The sequence below is a fragment of the Acinetobacter sp. 102 genome (assembly GCF_037028485.1).
GTDB classification, from domain to species: domain Bacteria; phylum Pseudomonadota; class Gammaproteobacteria; order Pseudomonadales; family Moraxellaceae; genus Acinetobacter; species Acinetobacter higginsii.
In genome coordinates this window covers 130111-156486 of sequence record NZ_JAZEZK010000003.1, presented here as the reverse complement: position 1 = coordinate 156486, position 26376 = coordinate 130111, and the positions used below count along the sequence as shown (strand labels likewise).

Below are 26376 nucleotides of genomic sequence, written 5' to 3'. Positions count from 1 at the left end.
GTGAAAACACACTCAAATATTAACTTGTAATTCTACGTTTGGGTTTTGGAATTTGATTCCTTTTTTCAGATTTTCATACATCTGAACATCACTCCATTCAGCTTGTACTTGCTCTGAAAATACAATTTGATCCAAATTTAATACACCCATTTGCTCATTGTCGATATCTTCTTGAAAACTCTGTGCGTAACCTGTATCCGTTTCATGCACAATAACAGAATAAACCTCAACATCACCCTCACCATTTTGAGTGGTGGTCGAGTTCAATACCTGCTGAGCAAGATAAAAGAAAATACGAGAAAACTGTTCAGCCGATGGGGAAACAGGTAACGCAATCCAACGCGCGCTAAATGTTTTACATGCATCAATATAAGCAAGATCATCTTTCTGCCAAAAACAAATTGCATGATCAAAACTATCATACAACTCTTTGATGACGCCTTTTAACAGACCGAAGTCATAGACCATTTGCCCATGATCTAACTTTGACGCTTTTAATAATAATTCAACTTTATAGCTATGCCCATGAATCGAACGCTTACAACGGTCCGATGTACAGTTACGTACAATATGAGCATTTTCAAACTTAAACAATTTACGAATTAACATGCACCAAGCTAATCTTTTATCTGCAAACGAATTTTATTATAAAGCAAAAAAACAAGCATTGGGATTGATTTTAAATCTTGTCACCATTTGATAACTCAATAAAGAATACTACTCAAATGGCGAAAGACTTCTAGAATAAACAAATACTTGCTTGTCTTTTCGTGCTAATGAGCTGGTAAACTGTCTTTTCCGTTCGCTTAAAACAACTTCAATTTGAGCAGTGAAATAGCTTGATTTGCTATCAAGGAAAGTCGCAGCATCAGTTTTGCTTTGTTCATCTATTCCAGAAAAAGCACTTAACTTCCATAAATCTTCAACATTATTGAAATAAGTCAAATTGGCTTGTTTGGTTTTCAGTTCCTGCTCTACCGCTTTAACATCAACTTTCGGATCAATACTGGCGAGCAATAATGCAGGTGCTGTATTCATATTTACTTTGGTCTGTTCGGGCAGTGCCGTGACATAAGGCTTTATTAAATCGTAATTTTTACCTTCAAATCCCTTTACCAGTTTCAGTTCATCTACACTATGAAACTTCGTATTCGGCACTAAATATGCAGGGTCTAAACCTTGATAATAATTACTCTCAGCGCCCATTGCACCTGTTGTCTCATCATTAACATCTTGCCAGTCAATCACAGCTTGACTCAGTTCAGCGGGTAAACCAACTCGCTGCAACAATTTTTCAAACCAACGTCGAGCCGAATCATCAACTTGACTACCATCTGCCTTAACTAAATTATTAAGATTAAATTTCCCGGATTCATCCATTAAGCGCCCAGAAACAGAACCATCCTCGACTGGGAATGGTGGCATAGGTTTGGCCCAGTTCTCCTGTAAATGATCAATCGTGCCGCCATTATCGCTGTCTTGAATAAGTAACTCAGAAAAAAAAGCTTCAGCACTTTTTGCATACAATAAAGATTGATCTTGGCGCATCAAATACCCAGTATTTTCAGAGGTATTGGTCTGGCGTTTGGCAATGGTCGCTGCCAAAATCGTTGCTAAAGCGACCATGACCAAAATGGTTAATAATGCAATGCCACGCTGAGCAACTCCATAACTTTGAGCTTTTCTAATCACTGAATATGCCTCTTGCTCATTGTGTTGGAAGTTGAGTAGGATTAGATGAATTTGATCCATCTTTATTATTAGGTAAATTTGCGCCCCCACCCATACCGCTTGAATTTCCTATCGACTGTAAATATGCCTGTGTATTCAATAAACTATAGATCCATTCATAGTCCGTACCTGCAACAGTTAACTGTATTTTTATGCCTAGCGGTAATTTTTTAAGTTCAGTAATATTGCTCGGGTCACTATTCTCAGGCCACTGTGTCAATTCTTGCGGGTTCAAAACCAGCACTTTAAACTGATCTACATTTTCCAACAATGTACTTGAGATCGGTTGCACACGATTCGGGATATTGAGATTTGAATATTTCAATCGATACACTTTCTTCTGTGCAGAATCATAGCGATATTCAATACGCTCATAAGGTGATAGTCCCTGCTTCAATGGATCAGAAACACCTGCCTTACTAAATGAAAAACTTTGATCATTCAATACAATAGCTGCTTGCAACTGCCTTCCATCATTTGCTGTCAATGGAATAATCTGCAAGCTATCTCTTAATACTTGTTGATATGCATCTTGCAAGGCAAATAGGTGCATTTCATGCTCAGCATTACGATCTTTTACTTTTAATAGATAATCAAAGACCTTCCACCCCAGCATCGAAAGCACGGCAAAAATCGCAATTGCAACCAACAACTCAACCAAGGTAAAGCCAGAGTGAGGCGAAAAGCGATGCTCAGCATTATATTTCATTGTGTTCTCGCCTTTGCAGGATAGTTAAAGAACACAAGATTGGTAATACCCGCCTCGACCTTACCTTGTTCATTATTAAATAAGCTGACTTGCAACTCGATACGTTGGATTTTCGGACTAATCGTCGACTGGGCCTTTTTATCAATTTGCCAGGTTTCACCTTGAGAAGTCACTTGCTTGGATTGTGTTCCCTCTAGCCATTCCTGATTGATTTCCATCGATGCAACTTCATTCATCCCTACAAATTGCGCTTTGGTACGCAAAATCGCATTCGATGTCGACTGAGTGTATTGCATGGCAACTTTAGTTAAGGCAATTGCAGCTACAGCAAAGATTGCCAAGGCCACCATCACTTCGAGCAAGGTAAATCCTGAGCGAGGGTTAATGAAACAACGTTTCACCCGAGCGCAAGACGGAGAGCTATGCTCGACGTGAACACGATTAAATCGAGCAAGGCTCGATCGTGTCGCAAGGCGAGAAGCTATGCTTCGAGTTGCAGGGTTAGTGAAACAACGTTTCTCCCTGAGAAGCGTCACTTCGCAAGAAGACTGAGAAGCTTTACTTGAGGTATGAGGTTTCCCTGCTGCAAGACCGAAAGCTATGCTTCGAGTACACGATGAAGCGCGATTTCCCCAATATCTAACTTTCATCAATTTTACCCAAGTGATCTAACTGCAACTCATGGCCAATCGGTTTTTGCTCATAGTAGAACTGAATTCGAACTGGTTTCACTTCACCATTCCCAAACCAAATCAATTGAGGAGCTCTCCCCCCCAACAAGTCTTCATTTTTTGCTTTGTTATAAGTCGCTGTGTCCAAACTTTGGATACTGAAAGACACATGATCGGGTAATTGGCGAGTTTTAAATTCTTTATACAGTTGCCAAGTACGGTCTGCCTGCTGAATCTGCTCACGACTTTGATCATGGTATTCAAACAAGTTATAGCTAAACGGTGCAACATCTGTGGCATTCTGAGTATTTAGAGCAAAAACTTTGGCCTGATCTGTTGCTTCTTTATTTATTTTTTTAAGATCAAGAATAAACATTTCTCTGGCTTGCATGGCCCGGCGTTGATCGACCCCACCAATATTTAATACCACCAGAGATGCCATGATTGTCATAATGACAATCACCACCATGATCTCAATCAGGGTAAAGGCTTTTTGCGAATGCAGTGGCGATCTCATTATTGTTTCAACTATGGGAGAACAGGTTCGAGTAGCTTAGGTAATGCTAAAGCCTGCTCAATATAGGCAACGCGTAAGGTATCTCGAGAACCTAAATAGCGTTGATAGAAACTCGAATTCAATATAACCGCTGCACCGTATGTTAACGACCAAATTGATGCGAGATAATCACGTGTGGTCATCGTGCTATTGATACCCAATAAATAACTTTCAGTCATACGAATAATGATACGTAAGCGCTGTCGGCGTACTTTATACAACTCACTAAAAAGCAATTGAATGCCCTGGCCCGTTGTCGAAAGACGTTCTTCAATTTGGTGAAATAATGCTGTACGTTCTGGGTGATGTAAATGATGCAGCATAAAGAATGCTAAATGTTCAGGGAAAGCCTTTTCCGTATCCTGAATCATTTCCAATAACATACGCTCATTACGGATAATGAGCAGCATATACAATTCATCTTTACTTTGAAAATGCTTATATAGCGTACCTTTGGCAAGATCCAGCTCAGCTGCCAAGGCATCCAGCGTCATACCAGCTTCGCCATTTTCTAATAGGAGTTGCTCCGCGATTTGAAAAATTAATACTTCTCGTGCTCTAAACTGAGCCTGACGATCCATTTTCACGTAATAACTCTCTTTCCTAGTACATCAAAAACCGTTTATTTCAAATTTAAGAGATTCTCAAAATTTTGTGTTGTAATCATGCCAATCTCTTCAACCGATTTATCATATACATCACTTAATGCTTTTGCTACAAAAGGAACGTATTTCGGTTCATTGGTTTTACCACGATATGGCACAGGCGCTAAATAAGGGCTATCTGTTTCGATAAGCAAACGATCAAGTGGTACCTGCTTCGCAACATCACGTAAGTCTTGCGCATTTTTAAAAGAGACAATACCTGAAAAGGAAATATAATAGCCGCAATCTAATACAGCCTTTGCGGTTTCCCAGTCTTCAGTAAAACAATGCAAGATGCCATGTGTAGATTGTTCTGACCGAATGATATCTACCGTATCGTGTTTCGCTGCTCGGGTATGCACCACCACAGGCTTTTTAACAATTTTCGATGCTTCAATATGACGTGCAAAACAACGTTTTTGCTCAGCAACAAAATCAGTACTGTGGTAATAATCTAAACCCGTTTCTCCTAAGGCCCAGACTTTGTCTGACTGAGCGAGTTGCACCAGATAATCCGTTGTTGCACGTGCCATAATATGCTCGTCTTCACAAGGGTGCACACCCACTGAATAGCCTACATCCTGATGGCGAGCAGCAATTTCAGCCAATTTAACATGATCATCAAGATCAACTGAAATCCCCATGAACTTGGAAACACCTGCAAGTCGTGCTTGTTCAAGTGCTTGATCCAAATCCCCTTGATAAGGACTGAGATCTAACATGGTTAAATGGCAATGCGTATCAACAAACACTCGTTCTTCCTATTCTCTTTACAACTACATCGTATAGCTTGGACGATCCAAGCCTTTCATACCCGCCAATAATTTTTCAGCTTCGTTTTTATAATACACACCTTTTTCCCCCACAAGTTGGATCGCAAAGCCTTGTGGTTTAAAATGCGTCTGTTTATGCGAAATCCAGATCACTTTTCCAGTCAAAGGAATCTTTTGTGATTGCTCTGGCAAGGTTGCCAATACAAACACCTCTTGTCCCATTTTAACGGCTTGTTTCGTCGGTACGAACAAACCACCACCCACAACAAAAGGCATATAGCTGGATTGCAATGTGGTTTTATCTGGAATATTGACCTGTATAATTCCGCCCATCATTTGTGGTTGCATAACATTCCCCTGTCAAAAACGAATTCATCAAAACGTTAATAATTTTATACCATTGATAAATCTAAAAATATTACTAACCATACATAATTTTAGAGAATTCTCATTGGTGACCGTCTAATAAAAAATCTATACTCGATTTATGACTTGATTATAGAAAACAATCGAACAAACAACAAATAATGTTTAAATAAAACCCGAACAAAGCAATCAATCTGCGCTTTATTTAAACAAGCCATGCATTATAGAAAGGATTGTTTAAAACTAGATGACAATTCACCAAAACAGACTGAACCTACTCGACTAAAACATAAAAAGGCAGATCCAAAGGAATTTAGAATGAAAAGAATAAGTCTAATCATCTTGTGTAGTGCTTATCTATTAAGTCCGTCCGTGCTCTATGCGAAGATTTTGAACAAACAACCTAAATTCACCGACTATCCAGTGCAAATCTATACAGGACCCACTGCAAAATTAGACATGAGTGATGCTGATGCTCGTTTGTTTAGAACACGATGATCAGAAGGACTGAAACAAAAACCTGACTATGCTGGAGAATATGTCGCGGTTGGTTGGGGTTGTGGTGCTATGTGTTTCAGCCTCACTTTAATCAGCAAGAGAACAGGAAAAATTCTCGAAGTATTCGGTGGTGAAACTGGAGAAAAATTAATTGATATCCAACCCAATAGCTTATTATTGGTCACACATGGTTCCGTTCAAATGAATGGAAAAGATATCTATGCTAAAAAATTCTACCTCCTCAACAACAACCAATTAAAACTGGTTTATCACACGCCCATTTCTGCAAAAAGTGAAGATGATAACAACACGTTAAACCCATAAATACGTCAGATCGATAAAGATAGTAAGACTTGCTTACTATCTCGATCAAAATATTACTTTGTGGCTTTTACGATCTCGGCTTTATCAAATGAGAACCAACATTCACCTTGTGTCGCCCATTTCGATTCTGTGGTACCAAGCACACCCGTCACGATAATTCGATCGCCAACTTTTAGATTGCTAATTTTGTCTGTATTTACTTTTAAATCATCGCGAGTCAAGCCTTGCCCTTTACACTTACTATTACTTGGATCTTTAAAAATAATTGCGATTTGGTTTTGAGAAATCACTTCACCTGTTTTAGTAATGCGGGTAATGATTCCCGGCACTTCAAGACGTTGAGCATCCCATTTCCGCTTTGCAGTAATTTCATTTTGTTGCCAATCTCTCCAGATTTCAGAAAGTGTTGCTTTCTTTGCGGGGCCTAAACCACGAAAGTCTCCACTCAGGATATCTCCAGTTTTATTTAAAATTCCATCCGTTGCAGACATTGCTGAATCCAATGTCTGACAAGCACTCAATGACAAAAAGCTTAAAGCGACCAAAAGTGTTTTTATGTGCATATCTAAATTCCCTAGCATACCTAGCAAAACGCCATGTGAAAAAATAACATATTTATTTGTATATGTGAATTTTTAACATCCAGCGTAATAGAAATTTTTCCCATAAAAAAAACCGCTCTTCCAAGCGGTTTTTTTACTGAGTATTCAATATATGCATGACTATTTTTCAGTACATTTATAATCAAAATCCAAGGTGCTAATCATTTGGTCTGTATTTCTTGAAATCACGGAAATATTACTCACCCCAGCTTCAATATAAAACTTACCACTGAACTGACTCGCTACCACACCTTTGGCATGATTGAAAGAATAGCTATAGACACATTCATATGCTTGAGAACCTGCATTTGAAGCATTAATCGCAAATGAGGAGCCATTAATATTGGATACAAATTTCGGTTCAGCCATTGCAATATTAGGTATCATTGCAAATGATAAAGCAATCGCGATAAATGTTATTTTCATCTCTATATTCCTTATTTTTTAATATTATTGTGAAGTAACTCACATTTTATATATTTTTAATAAGGTTTGAAGAGCCTCGAACAATTTATATACAAACTTTACATAAACATGATAAAAACCCACCCTCCTGATTTTTCCAGAGGGTTAAGTCTATAAATTTAATTAAAATATTTTTAAAATTTACTTAATTAACATTCATCAATTGAATAAACAACTCATCCAATACCAATTGGGTTTGTACATTTTGTTCAATCATTAACTTTTTTTGCTGTAAGTCAGAATAAATAGTAAAAAGTGCCTCTAAACTATAGAATTCGGCTAGTGATTTAAAGTCCAAATCATTATTTTTTAATGATTGATTCAATTTTAAACTAATCAGATCCCCTAAAAGATATTCAAACATGGTGATCAATTCAGAGAAATTTAATTCTTTAGACCACTTATTTGAATAGTTTAAAGGCATATTTTTTTCAGCAACCAATTTAAACCAATCACTCAAGAATAATGCACGCTTCTGTAACCACTCACTCTTTTCAATCTCAATAGCAGTCAAAGGCATATCATTAGCAAGACTCAACAATAATGAGATTTGTTCATTCGATATTTCTGGAATTTGCTGCTGCACAAATGTTTGTGCATCCTGAATCGTCAAGCGATCTAAAGCGAAGTGCTGTAATCGACTTCGAATGGTTGCAGGAAGTTTTAAGTAATGATCTGCAAGCAAGATCAATACAACCTTCTCACCAGGCTCTTCCAAGGTCTTGAGCAGTGCATTGGCTGAGGCGGTATTCAGTGCTTCGGCAGGCTCAATAACCACTACCCGCCAACCTTCTCCTGTTTGCTGAACAAACGGAAGTAGGTCTCGAATTTTTTCAATTTTAATCTTTGCATTTTGCTTTTTATTGTCTTCATCTGTGGTGATATGCACATAGTTTGGATGCGTATCAGACTTCAACCATTGACAACTGGTACACTCACCACATGCCCGTTGTGCTTGCTTATTTAAACACAGCACCCAAGCCACAAATCGCTCTGCAAACTCTTTCTTGGCGCAACCTTTCTTTCCGTAAAATAAAAGACCATGCCCAAGTTCAGGGAAACGAGTTGTTAATAGCTCCCATGTCTGAGCATGCCAAGGATAAATCACTGTAGCTTGAGTATCGACCATAATTATTCAAATGCACTCAAAGGCAAAGTATTTAGACGGTCTAAATCTGCCTGAGTATCAACCCCTGGCGGTAAGTTGGCTTCTGCCACAGCAATAGCAATACGGTGACCGTTTTCGAGCACACGGAGTTGCTCTAAACTTTCCAACTTTTCGAGATGACCTTGTTCCCAAGTGACATAATCTTGTAGTAATTTCACACGATAGGCATATAGACCTAAATGACGAAAAGCTTGATCATGCAATGTTGGTTCAGCCTGTTTCGCAGCATCACGATCATACGGAATGGTTGCTCGGCTAAAATACAGCGCCTCATTACGCTTACTCATCACCACTTTAACTATACTATCTCGCTGAAACTCTTCTAACTGATGGATTGGTTCACACAGCGTAGACATTGAACATTGCGGATTTTCAACTAAAAGCTGACTCACCTGCTGAACCAATTGTGCAGGCAACAATGGCTCATCGCCTTGTACGTTGACAATAATATCATCTTGTGACCATCCTTTCAGACGTGCAACTTCGCTTAAACGGTCGGTGCCTGAAGGATGTTCTGCACGGGTCATCACCACATCAATTCCTTCCGCTCGACATACCTCTGCGATGCGCTCGTCATCCGTAGCCACACACAGATCATCAAAACCAGCAACTTTTTTGGCTTGGTCGACCACACGCAAAATCATTGGACGGCCATGAATGAGTAATAACGGTTTTGCTGGTAAACGAGAACTGGCAAAACGAGCTGGAATGACAATATGTTTCATGGTCGCTCTCTAAGAAAATTGAATACCGACGTGTTGTAACTGCTGTTTCAGCAAGTCATAACAATCGGATGATAAAACGGCCTCAACAGGAACCACCCAAATCGGCGTGTTAAATTCAGGATGTTGCTTTAATAAGGTTTTAAACTTTACGGCATCTTTTTCAGTGGTGATAATAGCTTCTTGGTTGTCGAAGCTTAAATCATCAATTTCATAATCATGATGATCTGGGAACTCATGCGCCTGATATTGCTGCACGCCTATCGTATTTAAGGTGTGATAAAAACGTTGTGGAAAGCCAATACCAACAACCGCATTAAAATATTGAGTAGCATCAAACCAATCCACTTCAACATTTGTATTTAAAAGGTATGGCTGGCCAACCGCCAAATACATACTTCTTTGTGCTTGTGCGGTTTTGCTATGCTCAATGACAGTACTACCATTTAAGCGTGATTTAGGCTCACGTAGATAACCTTCTGGTAATAGTTTTTCATTACCTAAACCTCGATTTTGATCGAGTACAATCCATTCAAGCTGACGTGCCAGAGCCCAATGTTGCAAACCATCATCACTAATAATGAGATCCAGTTGTTCATTTTCGAGTAACAACTCAATCGAAGCTTGTCGATTCGGCCCAACCGCCATTGGCACTTGGGTAGATTGGACAATAAGGCAAGGTTCGTCACCTGCAGCATCGGGCTCAGATTGTTGAGTCACCAAAAGCGGAAATGGGCCTTCGCCGCCATAACCTCGACTAATCACACCCACCCGAATCTGCTGTTGCTGTAAATATTTGACCAGCTGAATCAACAATGGTGTTTTACCACTCCCACCAACCGTAATATTACCAATCACCATGACAGGTACGGGTGCTGTATAAACGGGTTTAATTCCGTGTTTATACAAGGCTTGATTGGCACAAAAACCAAATCGGTATAACCAAGACAGTGGGCGCAACACCACCAACCACGAAGCTTGTTCATTCCAAGCATCCTGTATTCGTTGCGCCATCGACATACTTAGTTTTCCTCAAAATTGCGTTGGTGTAGCTGATAATACATGCCATGTTTTGCTAATAGCTCAGCATGGGTACCTTGCTCAATAATCTGACCTTTATCCATCACCACAATGACATCTGCATTTTCAACTGTAGATAAGCGGTGAGCAATCACGATAGTGGTACGACCTTGCATAGCTTCATCAAATGCTTGTTGGATGAAGTATTCAGATTCGTTATCCAAAGCACTGGTCGCTTCATCTAAAATTAAAATCGGAGAATCTTTTAAAATTGCTCTTGCAATGGCAATACGTTGACGCTGGCCACCTGATAGGTTTAAGCCTTGGGCACCTAGAATCGTGTCATAGCCTTGTGGCAAGTTCATAATAAAGTCATGTGCATAAGCAGCTTTAGCAGCGGCAATCACTTGCTCATCACTTGAGTCTTGTAACTGACCATAAGCAATGTTATCGCGTACTGAACGGTTAAATAACACCACTTGCTGATTCACGGTTGCAATTTGTGAGCGCAGATAAGCTAACTCAATCTCTTGAACAGGAATACCATCAAAATAGATTTGCCCTTCGCTTAACTCTTGAAAGCGTGGCAGCATGTTGACCAATGAGGTTTTCCCAGCCCCCGAACGTCCAACCAGTGCAACAGTTTGACCAGCCTTAATATCCAAAGAGAAGTCTTTAATCGCATGGGTGCCATCATCATAACGCAGGTTGGCATGATCAAATTGAATATTACCTTTCAATGCAGGCTTAAGTTGACCATTATTGACTTCTTCAGGCATATCCAATAATTCAAAGACCGAATGTGCTGCTGCCAACCCACGTTGTAGTTTTTCATTGATATCAGTCAGGTTCTTCACTGGCTTAGAAATCAAGCCCGCTGCGGTAATGAATGAAATAAACTCACCCGCTGAGGTATCTCCAAATACTTGTGGGCGCAACGCCAGCCAAAGAATGATTGCCATCGCCATTGATAATAACAGCTGAATAATTGGGCTGTTAATATTTTGTACCACCACCATTTTCAAACCACGGCGTAAGTTTTCTTCTGAGGACTTATAAAAACGTTTTTGTTCAAACGCCTCACCCGTAAAACTCTTCACAACCGAGTTAGCGGTAATGGTTTCTTGAACCACATGGTTCACATCACCCATGGTATTTTGGACTTGGATCGAAAGTTTCCGCATTTTCTTCGATGCGATTCTGACCAATATCCCAATAAATGGCATGAAAACCACGATACAAAGGGTTAAACGCCAGTTGGTATAAAGCAGATAGCTTAATAGACCAATAACAATCAAACCATCTTTGATCAGGGTCTGCAAAGATTCAGAAGAAGCAGCTGTTAACTGCTCTACGTTATACATCAACTTGGCACTGATATGACCCGCACTGTTATCAAGATAGTATTGGGCTGGGAGTCTTAACAATTTTGCATAGACTTCCTGACGGATACTAAACACCAAACTACGCGAAATAACCGCAGAAAAATATCCACCAAGGAATAGACCAACACCACGGAAAAACATCAGTAAAACAATCAGCGCTGGAAACCAATCTAAGTTTGTACGACTGCCTTCTTGGATGGCATCAATAATGTATTTCAGCAACTTTGCGACAGAAACCTCCGTCGCAGCGTTGATTCCAAAGCCAAGCAAGACTAATAAGGCAACGCCCCAATAAGATTTTAAATACGATATTAAACGGACATATACCTTAAAATCCTGATTCACTCAGTAAAACCTCTCGTTGGAACTTTAGTGCTGATATTGACGTTAACAAAACCGAGTTGACCTGCAACATCCATCACACGAATTACGTCTTGATGCGCAGCTTTGGCATCAGCCGCAATAATAAACATAAAATCACGACGATCTTGTGCAACCTGCTTAATTGCCGTGCTTAAATCCGCAATATCTTTACTTGATAACGCTTGACCATTCACAGAATAGTGCCCTGTGGAGTCTACCATGATTTCAATTTTGTGATCGAATTGTTTAGGTGGAACACCCTGCGCATCTGGCAATGTCAGGTTTATACGACTTTGTTGACTAAATGTCGTCGATAATAATAAAAACACCAAAATAAATAACATACAGTCAATCATTGGTGTCAAATTGATATGAATATCTTCAACTTGAGAGCGCTTAAACTTCATACGAGCACCTCGGCTTAGCTTGCACGACGGTGTTCTTGGACATGTGCTGCTTTTTTATAAAAAAGCGCAGCATGAAACAAAGTCGATTGTTGCTCTAATTCAGCAATATATTCATGCACAACTCGCTGGAAATAGCGATAAGCAATCATTGCAGGAATCGCAATCAACATCCCGACAGCGGTTGTAATCAAGGCTTTAGAAATACCCGGCATCATCATACTGGCATTACCAGCAGAGCCAACATCAATTACCAAAAATGATTCAATAATCCCGAGGACCGTTCCAAGCAAGCCTAATAAAGGTGCAATTGCACTCAGAGTGCCTAAGAAATTGATATTTTTTTCGAGATGACTGATTTCTTGTGAAGCCGTTGCTTCCATCTGAGCACGCGCAAACTGTTCGCCTTGATCTTGATGTTCATAACCCGCTTTTAAAATACGACCTAGTGGGCTTTTTGCTGCATCATCTTGTTGTAAACGAGCAATCACCGATTCAACATCCGAACCATTAACAAGCAACGCCTGCGGCAAAACTTGTGACCGTTTTAAACGAATATATCGTTCAAGTGTAATCGCAACCGTAAAAATTGATGAGAGAATGAGAGGCAGCATTAACCAACCACCCGCTTTCACAAGTTCCCACATATTATTCCCCAATAATATTTAAACTATAAAAGGATAGATTCGGATTCATTAATCACTCAACAACCTCAAAAGTGACTAACAAACCCACCCTTAATATTAGTTAGGTAAACAAATATTGAGGATTCCATCCAACTCATCCAATGAGTGGTAATGAATGACCATTTTCCCTTTACCTTTTTGGTTATGGTCAATTTTCACATTTGCTCCGAAACGCTCTGAAAGTTTCTGAGTCAATTGTTCAATATCTGGAGAAATTTGGGCCTTTTCCTTTTCAGGCTTTGGTTCACTCCACTCACGAACTAACTGTTCAGTCTGACGTACTGACAAACCTTTTTCAATCACGATTTGCGCAACTGCAATTTGATCTTTGGGCTTCAAAGTCAGAATTGCACGGGCATGTCCCATATCAATCTGACCTTGTTGTATTAGGTCTTTAATCGGATCAGCTAAGCTCAACAAGCGCAACAGATTACTCACTGTTGTACGTGCCTTACCCACCGTATCTGCAATTTCTTGATGACTTAAACCAAATTCATCATGAAAGCGCTGTAAAGCGACTGCTTGATCAATCGGGTTTAAATCTTGACGTTGAATGTTTTCAATTAGAGCCAAGGCAATTGCGACTTGATCATTTAAGTCACGCACAATCGCAGGAATTTCAGTCAAACCTGCTAATTGGGCAGCACGCCAACGACGTTCACCCGCAATAATTTCGTAAGGATGTTGCTCATCATCCACAGGACGGATCACAATCGGTTGCATCACACCATGTTTTTCAATTGATGCTGCAAGCTCTTGTAAATCTTGTTCTTGGATAAAACTACGTGGTTGGTATTCACCACGTTTCAATAAATTGACATCAATTTGCTTGAGTTGACCATGATCCAAGGCTTGTGCTTCAAGTTGCAATTTCTCTTTTTGAATTGAACCCAATAGCGCATCTAAACCACGACCTTTAGCCAATCCGCGTTTTTTGATGCTCATACAGCACTTCCTTTTTTCACTTTACTTTTCTTCAACATTTCTGCGGCTAAGTTCAAATATGCAATCGCACCTTTGGAACTTTTCTCGAAATAAATCACAGGTAAACCATGGGCTGGCGCTTCTGCTAGACGGATATTTCGAGGAATTACCGTTTCATATAACTTTTTACCAAAATATTGCTCTAACTCAGCAGACACATCGCGGGTCAACGCATTACGAGCATCATACATGGTACGTAATACCCCAACGATTTCCAAGTTTGGATTAAGGGCTTTTTGTATACGATCAATGGTCTGTGTAAGATCAGCCAAACCTTCCAAAGCATAGTATTCACATTGCATTGGAATAATCACACCATTTACGGCAGCCAAGGCATTCACCGTGATCAGGCTTAAGCTTGGTGCACAATCGACAATAATATAATCAAATGCAGAATCAACTTCTTGCAGTGCATTTTTAAGAATGAACTCTCGCCCTTCCTGTTCTGCAATGGCAAGTTCTACACCCGCAAGTTCACGGTTTGCACCTAAAACCTTATAACCCACTTCAGCTTTTTGAATCGCCGTTTCAATCGGCACTTCACCCAATAACACATCTGTGACTGAATAAAGTAAATCATTCTTTTGAATACCAGACCCCATGGTGGCATTCCCTTGTGAGTCCATATCGACCAACAAGACACGTTTTTTCAAGATCGCCAAAGAGGCAGCAAGATTGACTGCTGTCGTGGTTTTTCCCACACCACCTTTTTGGTTTGCAATCGCAATAATTTGAGCCATGACTACCCTTAATATTTTTTATTGAATACGTTGAAGTAAAAGTAAATGACGCTGTTCATCCAATCTTGGCACACGCAGTTCAATGATCTTACATGAATACTGATCTTTCATCTGCTCAACTTCATCCTCTGGGATTAAGCCTTTCATTGCAGCAATGATACTTTGTTCATGCATATATGGTTGTGCTGCATCTACAAAATCGGTCAATGAAGCAAATGCTCGACTTGTAATGACATCAAACTGACCAAGTTCTCCAATGCTGTCTTCATTTTCAACACGAGTTTGGACTGCAATTACATTTTTCAGTTTTAAGTCTGCAATAAATTGCTTCAGGAAACGAATCTTTTTCCCATTCGAATCTAATAGTACACAAGAACGTTCTGGTTGGCATAATGCAATGATCATGCCCGGCATACCACCGCCCGTACCCACATCTAACAAACGGCCTTGGGGCAAATCATTTAAGATACTTAAACTATCTAATAAATGTTTAACCAGCATTTCTTTCGGCTCGCGAATTGCCGTTAAATTGTATGCCTTATTCCATAGCACTAGCGCATCTTGATATTTCAATAAGAGTGTTAGGGCTTCTTCACTTAGGTTAAGACCTAAAGCTTGGCTACCTTGCTTTAATTCTTGAAAAAAAGGATGCATAACAGTGCGACATCTCGATAAACTTGCTGTGCAGTATACCGATTTCTGATACAAGGCACAGCAGGACTTGTTGAACGATTATGCAGTTAATCATTTACAAGCATGATAAACTGCACAATCCTTTAAGTTTTTGTCTTTTCTTATGCAAATCACAGATAGACAAAGCATTTTTTATTATGCAAACGCGCCCTGCTTGATTTGTTGATCAAGCTGCTCTAAACGCTCAGGTGTACCAACATCCACCCAAATTCCTTGCAACTTTTCAGCCGAAACTTGCTGCTGCTGCATGGCTTGTTTCAATAATGGCGCTAAAGGTCGTTTGCCATTTTCCAAACCTGCAAACATCTGTGGTGCAAAAACAGCAACACCACTATAAGTTAAGGCTTCACCCAATTGCTCTTGCTCAAAAGTGTAAGCTAAATCATTCGCTAGAATAAAGTCACCTTTTAAGTGCTGAGGTGGATTTTCAACCAAGACTAAATGTACTTGTTTATCTTCCAACCGAACATTCAACAATGAAGAAAAATCCATTGTGGTCCAGACATCACCATTGACCAAAATAAAAGGTTCATCACCCAACAATGGCAAAGCATTAATAATGCCGCCTGCTGTTTCCAAGCCTTCACCTTCGTGTGACCATAAAATAGTTACACCAAATTGAGAGCCATCACCTAAAGCAGCAGCAAGTTTTTCACCCAACCAAGCCGTATTAATGACAATCTCGGTGACGCCGATTTTTTGCAACTTCTCAATATGCCAAACAATCAGTGGCTTACCACCGACTTCCAGTAAAGGTTTTGGCGTATACAAGGTCAATGGTCGCATACGATTACCAAGACCAGCCGCAAGAATCATTGCTTTCATTATGCTGCAACCTCGTAATCACCATATTTTTCGATAAACTTCGGCATTACGATGTCACGAATGAACTGCATAAAGTCATTCAGTTCATCATAACCTTGGCTTTCTTCAAGCAAATACCACATCACGCGCGGTAAATCTTTTAAATAACCTGATTTGCCATCACGTTCAAATAGACGCACAAAGATACCCAAGATTTTCAAATGACGTTGGATCGCCATCAGATCAGCATCTCGTTTGAACTGCTCAAAACTACGATTTTCTTTCGCTGCTGCTGGCAATAAGTTATAGAACACTTCAAACCATTCGTAGACACGCTCAGCATTCCACTGCACATAAGCATCACGCGTAATCGAGATGAGATCGTAGGTATCAGCACCGATCACTGCATCTTGGAAGTCAATTACACCAAGCTCTTGCTCATCTTCGATTTTCATCAAATTACGACTATGGAAGTCACGATGTACAATCACTTGCGGTTGATTAGTCGCCTCGATCGCAAGGAAATCAAATGCCTGCTCAATCGTTTCCAACTGCTGCTCTGTCGGCTGAATGTTTAATGATGGTAACATCCACTCTGTCAACAGACGCATTTCCGTCATTAACTTTTCATAAGAATACGCAGGTAATTGCGCATGACCATTGATCTGCTGTAATTCAATCAACTGCTTAAAACTTTGTGCATAGTAATGATCAACTGTTTGATCATTGAGTAATGTTGATAAAACAACATCACCAAAATCCTCAAGCAGTAATAAACCCAAGGTTAAGTCTTTCGCAACGATATGTGGAACTCGCACACCATTTTCATCAAAAAACTCATCAATGCTGACAAATGGCGCACAATCTTCTTTTTCAGGAGGCGCATCCATGAGCATATATGTTTTGTTTTGTATCGTAATTCGCGCATAGCGGCGAAAGCTTGCATCTCCTGCTAAAAAGTTGATCTCAAATTGATCAGATTGGAGAGTGGCTTGAAGCCAAGTTTGTATCAATTGTTCACGTTGTGTATTCATTTGCAATAAAATCTAAAACTAGCTGAGATTTTGAAAGCTTAAGTGTAGCCACTTATCAACTTTTTCTCTATGATGCGACAATAATTAATTGTGAATTAGCGTATTGGTTAATGAGACAATGAAACATCAGTTTAAATTTAATCCTTTAGCAACAGCTATTTTGACACTCTTGTGCGGCGGCTCGATTCAATCAGGTTTCGCGGCGCAAGCTGATGCTGTCTCTACGCTTGACAATAAACAGCTCAAAGCTGCCATTCGACAGAATCAAGAACAGCAAAACCAAGAAAGTTATCCTGGGGAAAGTTTTTTCCAGCAATATTATGTAGATAAATCTGCACCAGAAGCGCAATTACGTGACAATCGTTATTTAAGCTCTTCATTTTGCCAAGGGACTTGGGTCACTCCAATCAACCCCGAAACAAAGGCTGGTAATGCAAATACGACCACTTCTGTGCTCACCGCTGATTATGGGCATTACAACCCGACAGGTGATTCTGTTTTACAAGGCAATGTTGTCATCGATCAAGAAGGCCGAACTATTCGTGCTGATCAAGTTACAATCGATTCGACACAAACATTTGCCAATGCCGAAGGTCGTGTTCAGGTTGCTCAATCAGGATTACTCACCCAAAGTGATGCGATTAACTATAATTTAAAAACCCAGACTGGTGATTTAAACAATAGTTTCTATATCTCTGAACAACAGCATGCACATGGTCATGCCAGTCAAATAAAACGGGAAAATCAGAATTTAGTCATTTTTAAGGACGCGAGCTATACCGCTTGTCCTCCTGAGCAAAAACCTGCATGGAAAATTCAGGCCAAAGAAATTGAGCTAAACCAAGATACAGGTCGCGGTGTAACCCGCGGCACCAAGCTTTATGTCAAAGACGTACCTATACTTGCAGTCCCATATTTCAACTTTCCGATTGATGACCGACGCACTACGGGTTTATTGAGTCCAAATTTTGGCTATAGCAATGATGGTGGTGCGCAGTTAATCACCCCTGTTTATCTCAATCTTGCGCCAAACTATGATCTCACACTCACCCCGAGCTACATGAGCAAACGTGGCCCGAAATTAGATGCTGACTTCCGCTATATGACTGAAAACTTTGGTTCTGGTCGTATTTGGGGAGGCTATATCGCCAAAGATGATCAATATGGCGGCGAAGCACGTGATGACCTTCATTTTGTTCACAATTGGAAAATCGACGACCAATGGTCGACCAATTTAGAATATAACTACGCATCAGATAAAGATTACTTCGCAGACTTCAATAACAACCCGAACACACGAACCGATCTAAATTTGCGCCGTGCTTGGGAACTGAATTACCAAAATGGGATTCCTGGCCTTAAAGCTCAGTTGAAGGTTGAAGATTTCCAAACCCTAGATAAAACCATTAAAGATGTCGATAAACCTTATGCTCGACTTCCACAATTCTTATTAAACTACGTTACTGGTGATCCACAAGGTCTACAATACGAGTTTAATAACGATACCGCTTATTTCAAAAAGTCTGTAGATGATGGTTCTGCGCTAGAATCAAGTGGTACGCGTATCTACAACCAGTTTGCAGTTCGCTACAACTATTTAACCCCTTCTTGGTTCTATGTCGTTCCAGAAGTCTCTGTACGTAGTATTAACACCTTCTACGATCAAGACTCAAAAGAAGGCCGTGGACTGTCTGCTTCTGATGATTTAGAAAAATCAGTTGTTGTTCCTCAATTCACGCTTGCCACAGGCTTAACGTTCGAGAAAGAAGGCAAATACTTACAGAGTATTTCTCCTCGTGCTTTTTATGCTTACTCACCTTATAAGAACCAAGATGATCATCCAAACTTTGATTCGACTACAGCGTCGATCAACTATGATCAACTGTTCAACCCATATCGCTTCTATGGGCATGACCGTCTAGATGACAATAATTTCTTGTCGCTCGGTGTGACTTATAGCTTGTTAGATACTGAAGGCCTAGAGCGCATTAAAGCAAGCATTGGTCAAAGTTATTACTTTAGTGACCGCCGTGTCAGTCTGAATGAAAAACTCGATGAGTTTGATACCCAAACACGTACAGGCCCTATTGTTAGTTTATCAAGCCAGCTTAATCAGAACTTCACCATTACATCTAACTCTGCATGGATGTCGAATGGCGAAAATGCACAACGCGATTTCCAAGCTTACTATACCGGTGACAAAGGTAATCTTTACAACTTAGGCTATTTTTACCGTAAAGATATCCCAGATCGACAAGATTCTTATGACCAAGTTGTTGCATCCTTTATACAACCTGTAAAAGACAATTGGCGTATTATGGGTCATGCTCAATACGACATTGACAATAATGTGATGCGTGAATATTTACTTGGTGTAAATTACGAGTCATGTTGTTGGGCTGTCTCAGTTTATGGTCGTTCTTACTACAATGATCTGGATGACCCAAACACCCCAGGCGTTCGTAAAAAGAATGCTGTTATGGCTGAATTCACCCTAAAAGGTCTCGGTGCTTTAAACAATAAGCTTGCTTCTCTCCTAGAAAACAGAGTTTTAGGTTTCAACAAAATTAATCAATCTTGGACACAACGTTAATGAAGATAAAACCTTTTCAACATATCTTTAAAGCAACTGTTCTCGCTGCCCTAATTTCTTCATCAATGCAAAGCTTTGCACAGCCAACGGATGAGGTTGTTGCCATTGTAGATAGTAGTGTCATTCTAAAAAGTGATTTAGAACAAGGGATTGCTGAAACAGAACACCAGATGAAAGCACAAAACAAAACTGTTCCTCCACAACAGTATTTACAAATGCAAGTGCTTGATCAACTCATCATTCGCCAAGCTCAATTAGAGCAAGTAAAGCGTTATGGTATTAAGCCTGATGAAAAGAGCTTAAATGCTGCGGTACTAAAAGTTGCAAATCAATCAGGTGCAAATACTCTTGAAGCATTTCAACAAAAGTTAGATGCAATTGCACCAGGTACATATGAAAACTTGCGCAACCGTGTCGCAGAAGACTTAGCCATTGGTCGTTTACGTCAGCAACAAGTGATGTCACGTATTAAAATCAGTGATCATGATGTTGAAAACTTTTTAAACTCCCCAGAAGGTCAAGCTGCGCTAGGTACTCAAGTCCATGTGATTCACATGCGCATTTCGGGTGAAAATAACAATGAAGTACAGCAAGTCGCTCAACAGGTAAAACAATCCCTCACAACAAGTGATGACACCAAATCGATTAGCTCTAAGCTATCAACAGCTTCAGTGAAAGTCGATGGTGCTGACATGGGTTTCCGCTCATTATCAGAAATCCCAACGGAACTCTCTGCACGTATTGCCCCACTTCAAGTTGGACAAACCACCGAGTTAATCAATGTTCGTGATGGTGTGCATGTCTTAAAACTACTTGAACGTAAGCAAAACGAACAAAAAGCATTAGTCTCTCAATACCAGACACGCCATATCCTAATCCAACCATCTGAAGTTGTAAGCATAGATCGCGCTAAGCAAATGATCGATAGCCTATACAACCGTGCTAAAGCGGGTGATGATTTTGCAACACTTGCTGCAACCTATTCAAATGACACAGGCTCTGCGCGGGATGGTGGTAGCTTAGGTTGGGTAAGTCCGGGCGTAATGGTACCTGAATTTGAAAAGGTGATGAAAGAAACACCTGTTGGACAAATCAGCAAACCATTCCAAAGCCAGTTCGGTTGGCATATCTTGCAAGTCACAGATACACGTGAACAAGACATGACCAAAGAAGTACAAGAACGTATGGCACGTCAAATCTTAGGTGAACGTCAGTTCGATACCGAAGTTGATAGCTGGATGCGTGAACTTCGTGCGAATGCCTACGTTGAAATCAAAGATGCAAGCTTAGACTCAAAAGCACAGCAAAAATAAATATGCAGAATAAAAATGCCAGCAATTCGCTGGCATTTTTTATTTAAAAAATTAATCAATTAAAAAAATAGCGGCAATCGCCGCTATTTTTTTACATTACAAATTGATTATTTGTAACGATCAACCATTTTCTCTAAAGAAATTGGACGAATTTTATCTGCATTACCTGATGTACCAAATGAATTATAACGATCCACACAGATTTGCTTCATTGCTTCAACTGTTTCACCAAAGAATTTACGCGGGTCAAATTCACTTGGTTTTTCAGCCATCATACGACGCATTGCGCCAGTAGAAGCCAAACGTAAATCGGTATCAATATTAATCTTACGTACACCGTGCTTAATCGCTTCTACAAGCTGATCTACAGGCACACCATAAGTTTCTTTAATATCGCCACCATACTGGTTAATCACAGCTAACCACTCTTGTGGTACAGAGCTTGAACCATGCATTACAAGATGCGTATTTGGTAACGCAGCATGAATTTCTTTAATGCGGTCAATAGCCAAGATATCGCCTGTAGGTGGACGTGTAAACTTGTACGCACCATGTGAAGTACCGACAGCAATCGCCAAAGCATCAACATTGGTATCCGCAACAAACTGAGTTGCTTCTTCAACAGAAGTTAACAGCTGAGAGTGGTCAAGTACACCTTCTGCGCCCACACCATCTTCTTCACCCGCCATACCAGTTTCAAGGCTACCTAAGCAACCAATCTCACCTTCAACTGAAACACCACATGCATGTGCAATAGACACCACTCGACGTGTTACATCAACATTGTAGTCGTATGATGTTGGTGTTTTACCATCTTCACCCAATGAACCATCCATCATTACTGAGCTAAAGCCCAACTGGATTGAACGCTGACAAATATCAGGACTTGTACCATGATCTTGATGCATTACCACTGGAATATGTGGCCACTCTTCAATCGCAGCTAAAATAAGATGACGTAAGAATGGTGCACCCGCATATTTACGCGCACCAGCCGAAGCTTGCACGATAACAGGTGAATTCGTTGCATCTGCAGCGAGCATGATTGCGCGCATTTGTTCTAAATTGTTTACGTTAAACGCTGGTACGCCGTAGTTATGTTCTGCAGCGTGATCCAAGAGCTGGCGCATTGAAATTAGAGCCATAATATCCTCCCAGGTAATGCGCCATATTCTACATGCTGATCTATTTCAATTCAGCAAATAATCACAGTAATTATAAAAAAAACTTTAATCTTTTGTGTAATTTGAGTTGTTATTCTGACTAAATAATCAAAAAGGCCAAATCACAGTATGATTTGGCCTTTTGCTTAAAAGATATTGCGCTTAAATACATCCAATAAAATGGATCAAGACTTAGCAATAACCCTCTAAACGCGTTAATGGTAATTTTTTACCAATCGCTTTTTCAATTTCTGGCAAATAGAATGCATCATCTTCCGAAAGGAAACTGATACTCACACCCTGCGCGCCAGCACGCCCTGTACGACCAATACGATGTACATAGTCATCAGACTGTTCAGGCAAAGTAAAGTTAATCACATGCGAAACACCATCCACATGAATACCACGACCAGCAACATCAGTTGCAATCATAATATTGTTCTTACCTTGTTTGAATTGGTCTAGCATTTTTAAACGCTTATCTTGTGCAATTTCACCAGATAACATACCAACTTTATAACCATCACGTTTCAAATGGTCATACAAACGGCGTACCTGATCTCGACGATTTGCAAAGATCATGACTTTATCAATTGGCTCTTCACGCAAAATATCTTGCAATAACTTGTATTTATCTTGTTTAGCAACCACATAAACACGTTGTTCAACATCATTATTGGTTTTTTGCTCAGGTTCAATTTCTACCGTTACAGGCTCGAACAACCATTGACGTGCAAGATTTAAAACATCATAGCTAAACGTCGCAGAGAACATCAAAGTTTGACGTTGTTCTTTAAATGGCGAAAAGCGAACAATTCGTTTAACCGATGGAATAAAGCCCATATCCAACAAACGATCTGCTTCATCAATCACCAGAAATTCAATTTTATCCAACCAAACTTCTTTTTGCTCCACAAAATCGATCAAACGGCCTGGTGTTGCAACAATGATATCAACAAAGTTGCGATCCAACATTTTCTTTTGTTTTTCAAAATCTACGCCGCCTAATAAGGTTACAAGATGTAGGTTTGAAAACTTGGTTAATGCTTGCGCATCACTTTCAATCTGTAATGCTAACTCGCGTGTCGGCGCTAAAATTAACGCACGTGGCTCACCACGGAATCGTTGCTCTTGAACTGGATTATTGAGTAGATCATTGATCACACTAACCAAAAAGGCAGCTGTTTTTCCTGTGCCTGTTTGTGCTCGACCAATAGCATCATGCCCTGCTAATGTATATTTTAAAACCTTTTGCTGAATTGGGGTCATTTGTGTAAAACCCAAAGCATCAATCGCTTTCTTCAACTGCGGATGTAAATTTAAGGTTTCAAAACCAGATGTCATATATGCTCTCGAACCATCAACGACCAAAAGAAAGTCATTATTATAAACCATAAAAAATAAAAACGCCCCAATAAGATTGGGGCGTTTTTTATTGCGTTAAGGCAACAAATTAGTCTAAAGGCTGAACGTTTTCAGCCTGGAAACCTTTTTGTCCTTGAACAACACTGAATTCTACGCGTTGGCCGTCACGTAAAGAACGGTGGCCATCACCCATAATCGCGCGGAAATGAACAAATACGTCATCACCACCATTACGCTGAATAAAACCAAAGCCTTTAGTGTCATTAAACCACTTTACTACGCCTTGTTCACGAGCTGTCATAAGTCAATCCTCAGATATTGAAAGATAAGGACCTTCCGGTGTTGCAAACAGCAGAGCCAACAAGGTTTTAAAATATTTATAATTTTAAAGCTTGTAATCATTCTGTAAAACTATCAACAATTTCCGGTTACATCCATTTGTTATAGAGTTTAAAACAATTAATTTGCATTAAACAACTTTCTAAAACGCATCGAGCTTATCATGGGTTTATCACAATTAATAGAATTATTTTTAGTTATTTCCGATGTTTCTATCTGTTTTTTTCAATAATTTAGCTGTTTTTTTAATGAAATTTTTCTCTCAAAAATTACGCAAAAATTTGTTAAGATAATTTTGAATGAAGTGATTTAATCGTATATGACCAACACATCCAACACACCCATCATTATTGATGCTTTAGGGCAACCTTGCCCAATGCCACTATTGATGTTGAAGCGTGCTTTAAAGAAAGCCAACGGCATACAACAATATCTATTGAAATCTTCTGATCCACATAGTGAAATTGATGTAACACGATATTGCCAAATTCAGCAACTTCAATGTTTAACTCAGAAAATTTCAGATCGTGAATTTCACTATTTAATTGAATCTACGTGATTCTTTGCTAAACTCTAGCTAAAGATAAACTAGATAACTTTACATTTTTATACTCAAATTTCCTTAGTGATGAAGAACATTCGCATTAAGATGAAATTGTTGACTTAAATACCATCCTATAAGGAGACTCCATGACTACTGACAGCAGCAATCAATTGATGCCCCTGTCATTGTCTGCGCCAGGCGTAAACCTTGGTGCATATATCAGTACTGTCAATCAAATTCCAATTCTAACGGCCGAGCAGGAAAAAGAACTTGCTGAGCGTTATTATTATGACCAAGATCTTGATGCTGCCAAACTATTGGTAATGTCACACCTACGCTTTGTTGTCCATATTGCACGTAGTTATGCAGGTTACGGATTGCCACAAGGCGATCTCATTCAAGAAGGTAACCTTGGATTAATGAAAGCGGTCAAACGCTTCGATCCAAATATGGGGGTTCGCTTAGTTTCTTTTGCAGTGCACTGGATTAAAGCCGAAATCCATGAATATGTGATTCGTAACTGGCGTATTGTCAAAATCGCAACGACAAAGGCACAACGTAAATTATTCTTTAACTTACGTAGTCTTAAAAAATCAAGCAAACGACTCACTTTGGAAGAAGCGAAATCAATTGCCAATGATTTGAATGTCACACCAGAGCAAGTGCTCGAAATGGAAGGTCGCTTAACCGCTTATGATGCTGCTTTTGAAGCACAAGGCGATGATGATGACGATACACCACATACAGCACCTGCACTGTATCTCGAGGATAATCGTTACGATCCTGCTCGATTAGTTGAAGAAGAAGACTACGAAGAACAAAGCACCACTGCCTTACATGAGGCAATGGATCAGCTAGATGATCGTTCACGGAATATTTTACAACGTCGCTGGTTAGATGATGACAAATCAACTTTGCATGAACTGGCTGCAGAATATAATGTTTCCGCAGAACGTATTCGCCAGCTTGAAAAGAATGCAATGGAAAAAATCAAAACCGCCATGTCTGCAAGTTAAAATCGAATCAAACACAAGGGCTTTAATGCCCTTTTGTTTTATCTGGCTTTGTTTAAGCACCCGAATATGTTAACTTTGTTCATCAAATTTCCAGTTCCATTATCATTATGTGGATAGCTATCTCGGCGCTTAACCTTGCGCTTGCAGTTATGTTGGGTGCTTTTGGTGCTCATGGACTCAAATCTTTTGCAACCCCAGAACAACTTACTTGGTGGGGTACAGCAACTCAATACTTTTTCTATCATGCGATTGGATTGCTTATCTTAGGCGTCATGCATAAAACTACAGCAACATTTCCAATAAAAATTCCTTTTATTTTGATCCAAATTGGTATCATCTTTTTCTGCGGTTCGTTGTACATTATGGCGCTCGACCTACCTCGCATTTTAGGTGCGATTACACCGATTGGCGGTGCGTTTATGATAGCGGGCTGGCTGTTACTCGCATGGCAAGCAATCAAGCATGCGAAATAAGGATTGATCATGCACATCTATTTAAATGGCGAGTCAACAGACACGTCTTGTGAAAACCTACAGCAATTAATTCAAAATTTAGCCTTAGAAGGCAAACGCTTTGCTGTAGAGAAGAACCAACAGATTATTCCGAAAAGTAGACTTGAGCAAACATTAATTGCTCCTGAAGATCGTATAGAAATTATTCAAGCTGTTGGTGGCGGCTAATCGGCTAAAAATGGAGTAAGC

30 protein-coding genes and 1 pseudogene are annotated in these 26376 nt (G+C 39.8%); 7 read left to right on the top strand and 24 right to left on the bottom strand.

The window, feature by feature from the left end:
• Nucleotides 1-12 precede the first annotated feature (12 nt).
• From WA352_RS04355 to WA352_RS04320, 8 genes are all read right to left on the bottom strand, one after another.
• Nucleotides 13-609 carry a 6-pyruvoyl trahydropterin synthase family protein gene (locus tag WA352_RS04355; protein ID WP_033132918.1) on the bottom strand — a complete coding sequence of 199 codons (597 nt, stop codon included), beginning with the start codon at nt 607-609 and terminating at the stop codon, nt 13-15.
• Nucleotides 610-717: 108 nt separating this feature from the next.
• Nucleotides 718-1752 carry a type II secretion system minor pseudopilin GspK gene (gene gspK / locus WA352_RS04350; RefSeq protein WP_171248643.1) on the bottom strand — a complete coding sequence of 345 codons (1035 nt, stop codon included), beginning with the start codon at nt 1750-1752 and terminating at the stop codon, nt 718-720.
• Nucleotides 1709-2440 (bottom strand): type II secretion system minor pseudopilin GspJ, encoded by a 732-nt coding sequence (gene gspJ, locus WA352_RS04345; RefSeq protein ID WP_033132919.1) that lies wholly within the window; start codon nt 2438-2440, stop codon nt 1709-1711. Before gspJ ends, gspK begins: the two co-directional genes overlap by 44 nt.
• Nucleotides 2437-2826 carry a type II secretion system minor pseudopilin GspI gene (gene gspI, locus WA352_RS04340; RefSeq protein WP_032811635.1) on the bottom strand — a complete coding sequence of 130 codons (390 nt, stop codon included), beginning with the start codon at nt 2824-2826 and terminating at the stop codon, nt 2437-2439. Before gspI ends, gspJ begins: the two co-directional genes overlap by 4 nt.
• 253 nt (nt 2827-3079) lie before the next feature.
• Nucleotides 3080-3628, bottom strand: a complete 549-nt coding sequence (locus tag WA352_RS04335; RefSeq protein WP_005204208.1) for a pilus assembly FimT family protein — start codon at nt 3626-3628, stop codon at nt 3080-3082.
• An 11-nt stretch (nt 3629-3639) separates the two neighbouring features.
• Entirely contained in the window at nt 3640-4248 is a 609-nt protein-coding gene (locus WA352_RS04330) for a TetR/AcrR family transcriptional regulator (protein ID WP_017401929.1), read from the bottom strand.
• 41 nt (nt 4249-4289) lie between these two features.
• Entirely contained in the window at nt 4290-5063 is a 774-nt protein-coding gene (locus tag WA352_RS04325) for a TatD family hydrolase (protein ID WP_005204211.1), read from the bottom strand.
• A 24-nt stretch (nt 5064-5087) separates the two neighbouring features.
• On the bottom strand, nt 5088-5432 hold the full coding sequence (locus WA352_RS04320; protein ID WP_004806631.1) for a PilZ domain-containing protein: 345 nt from the start codon (nt 5430-5432) through the stop codon (nt 5088-5090).
• A 336-nt stretch (nt 5433-5768) separates the two neighbouring features.
• Between WA352_RS04320 and WA352_RS21820 the strand changes: the two are divergent.
• A pseudogene (locus WA352_RS21820) lies at nt 5769-6272 on the top strand (hypothetical protein).
• 53 nt (nt 6273-6325) lie between these two features.
• Here WA352_RS21820 and WA352_RS04305 read toward each other — a convergent pair.
• From WA352_RS04305 to WA352_RS04245, 13 genes are all read right to left on the bottom strand, one after another.
• Nucleotides 6326-6835, bottom strand: coding sequence for a hypothetical protein (locus WA352_RS04305; RefSeq protein ID WP_033132998.1), 510 nt, complete (start codon nt 6833-6835; stop codon nt 6326-6328).
• A 159-nt stretch (nt 6836-6994) separates the two neighbouring features.
• The gene (locus tag WA352_RS04300; protein WP_004806625.1) at nt 6995-7300 is read right to left on the bottom strand and encodes a hypothetical protein; all 306 of its coding nucleotides are present in this window, start codon (nt 7298-7300) and stop codon (nt 6995-6997) included.
• A gap of 184 nt (nt 7301-7484) precedes the next feature.
• On the bottom strand, nt 7485-8468 hold the full coding sequence (locus WA352_RS04295) for a DNA polymerase III subunit delta' (protein WP_033132920.1): 984 nt from the start codon (nt 8466-8468) through the stop codon (nt 7485-7487).
• 2 nt (nt 8469-8470) lie between these two features.
• Nucleotides 8471-9232, bottom strand: coding sequence for a 3-deoxy-manno-octulosonate cytidylyltransferase (gene kdsB, locus WA352_RS04290; RefSeq protein WP_004806621.1), 762 nt, complete (start codon nt 9230-9232; stop codon nt 8471-8473).
• A 9-nt stretch (nt 9233-9241) separates the two neighbouring features.
• A complete protein-coding gene (gene lpxK / locus WA352_RS04285; protein WP_033132921.1) occupies nt 9242-10249 on the bottom strand; it encodes a tetraacyldisaccharide 4'-kinase in 1008 nt (335 codons plus the stop codon).
• A 2-nt stretch (nt 10250-10251) separates the two neighbouring features.
• A complete protein-coding gene (msbA, locus tag WA352_RS04280; protein ID WP_004806618.1) occupies nt 10252-11979 on the bottom strand; it encodes a lipid A export permease/ATP-binding protein MsbA in 1728 nt (575 codons plus the stop codon).
• Entirely contained in the window at nt 11976-12404 is a 429-nt protein-coding gene (locus tag WA352_RS04275) for an ExbD/TolR family protein (protein ID WP_004806616.1), read from the bottom strand. Before WA352_RS04275 ends, msbA begins: the two co-directional genes overlap by 4 nt.
• Before the next feature lie 14 nt (nt 12405-12418).
• Nucleotides 12419-13048, bottom strand: coding sequence for a MotA/TolQ/ExbB proton channel family protein (locus WA352_RS04270; protein ID WP_004806614.1), 630 nt, complete (start codon nt 13046-13048; stop codon nt 12419-12421).
• 96 nt (nt 13049-13144) lie between these two features.
• Entirely contained in the window at nt 13145-14032 is an 888-nt protein-coding gene (locus WA352_RS04265) for a ParB/RepB/Spo0J family partition protein (RefSeq protein ID WP_033132922.1), read from the bottom strand.
• A complete protein-coding gene (locus WA352_RS04260) occupies nt 14029-14811 on the bottom strand; it encodes a ParA family protein (RefSeq protein ID WP_005204229.1) in 783 nt (260 codons plus the stop codon). Before WA352_RS04260 ends, WA352_RS04265 begins: the two co-directional genes overlap by 4 nt.
• An 18-nt stretch (nt 14812-14829) precedes the next feature.
• Nucleotides 14830-15465 carry a 16S rRNA (guanine(527)-N(7))-methyltransferase RsmG gene (gene rsmG / locus WA352_RS04255; protein ID WP_004806608.1) on the bottom strand — a complete coding sequence of 212 codons (636 nt, stop codon included), beginning with the start codon at nt 15463-15465 and terminating at the stop codon, nt 14830-14832.
• Between the two features lie 174 nt (nt 15466-15639).
• Complete coding sequence (murU, locus tag WA352_RS04250; protein ID WP_033132923.1) at nt 15640-16329, bottom strand: N-acetylmuramate alpha-1-phosphate uridylyltransferase MurU; 690 nt, start codon at nt 16327-16329, stop codon at nt 15640-15642.
• Nucleotides 16329-17342 carry an aminoglycoside phosphotransferase family protein gene (locus tag WA352_RS04245; protein ID WP_033132924.1) on the bottom strand — a complete coding sequence of 338 codons (1014 nt, stop codon included), beginning with the start codon at nt 17340-17342 and terminating at the stop codon, nt 16329-16331. Before WA352_RS04245 ends, murU begins: the two co-directional genes overlap by 1 nt.
• A 118-nt stretch (nt 17343-17460) precedes the next feature.
• On the opposite strand from WA352_RS04245, the gene WA352_RS04240 reads away from it, so the two are divergent.
• A complete protein-coding gene (locus tag WA352_RS04240) occupies nt 17461-19935 on the top strand; it encodes an LPS-assembly protein LptD (protein ID WP_033132925.1) in 2475 nt (824 codons plus the stop codon).
• Nucleotides 19935-21248 carry a peptidylprolyl isomerase gene (locus WA352_RS04235; RefSeq protein WP_033132926.1) on the top strand — a complete coding sequence of 438 codons (1314 nt, stop codon included), beginning with the start codon at nt 19935-19937 and terminating at the stop codon, nt 21246-21248. The genes WA352_RS04240 and WA352_RS04235 overlap by 1 nt, the downstream gene beginning before the upstream one ends.
• Nucleotides 21249-21355: 107 nt before the next feature.
• Here WA352_RS04235 and fba read toward each other — a convergent pair whose 3' ends face one another.
• The 3 genes from fba to WA352_RS04220 form a co-directional block, all read right to left on the bottom strand.
• Nucleotides 21356-22393, bottom strand: a complete 1038-nt coding sequence (fba, locus tag WA352_RS04230) for a class II fructose-bisphosphate aldolase (protein WP_004806599.1) — start codon at nt 22391-22393, stop codon at nt 21356-21358.
• A 210-nt stretch (nt 22394-22603) separates the two neighbouring features.
• Nucleotides 22604-23755, bottom strand: coding sequence for an ATP-dependent RNA helicase RhlB (gene rhlB, locus WA352_RS04225; protein WP_004806597.1), 1152 nt, complete (start codon nt 23753-23755; stop codon nt 22604-22606).
• Between the two features lie 109 nt (nt 23756-23864).
• Nucleotides 23865-24077, bottom strand: coding sequence for a cold-shock protein (locus WA352_RS04220; RefSeq protein WP_004653893.1), 213 nt, complete (start codon nt 24075-24077; stop codon nt 23865-23867).
• Nucleotides 24078-24434: 357 nt separating this feature from the next.
• Between WA352_RS04220 and WA352_RS04215 the strand changes: the two genes are divergently transcribed.
• The 4 genes from WA352_RS04215 to thiS all read left to right on the top strand — a co-directional run bounded on the left by WA352_RS04215 (nt 24435) and on the right by thiS (nt 26355).
• Entirely contained in the window at nt 24435-24674 is a 240-nt protein-coding gene (locus tag WA352_RS04215; protein ID WP_004806594.1) for a sulfurtransferase TusA family protein, read from the top strand.
• Nucleotides 24675-24805: 131 nt separating this feature from the next.
• Nucleotides 24806-25675 carry an RNA polymerase sigma factor RpoH gene (rpoH, locus tag WA352_RS04210; RefSeq protein WP_004653896.1) on the top strand — a complete coding sequence of 290 codons (870 nt, stop codon included), beginning with the start codon at nt 24806-24808 and terminating at the stop codon, nt 25673-25675.
• A 107-nt stretch (nt 25676-25782) separates the two neighbouring features.
• On the top strand, nt 25783-26148 hold the full coding sequence (locus WA352_RS04205) for a DUF423 domain-containing protein (protein WP_033132927.1): 366 nt from the start codon (nt 25783-25785) through the stop codon (nt 26146-26148).
• 9 nt (nt 26149-26157) lie between these two features.
• Nucleotides 26158-26355, top strand: a complete 198-nt coding sequence (thiS, locus tag WA352_RS04200; protein ID WP_033132928.1) for a sulfur carrier protein ThiS — start codon at nt 26158-26160, stop codon at nt 26353-26355.
• Nucleotides 26356-26376: the final 21 nt, after the last annotated feature.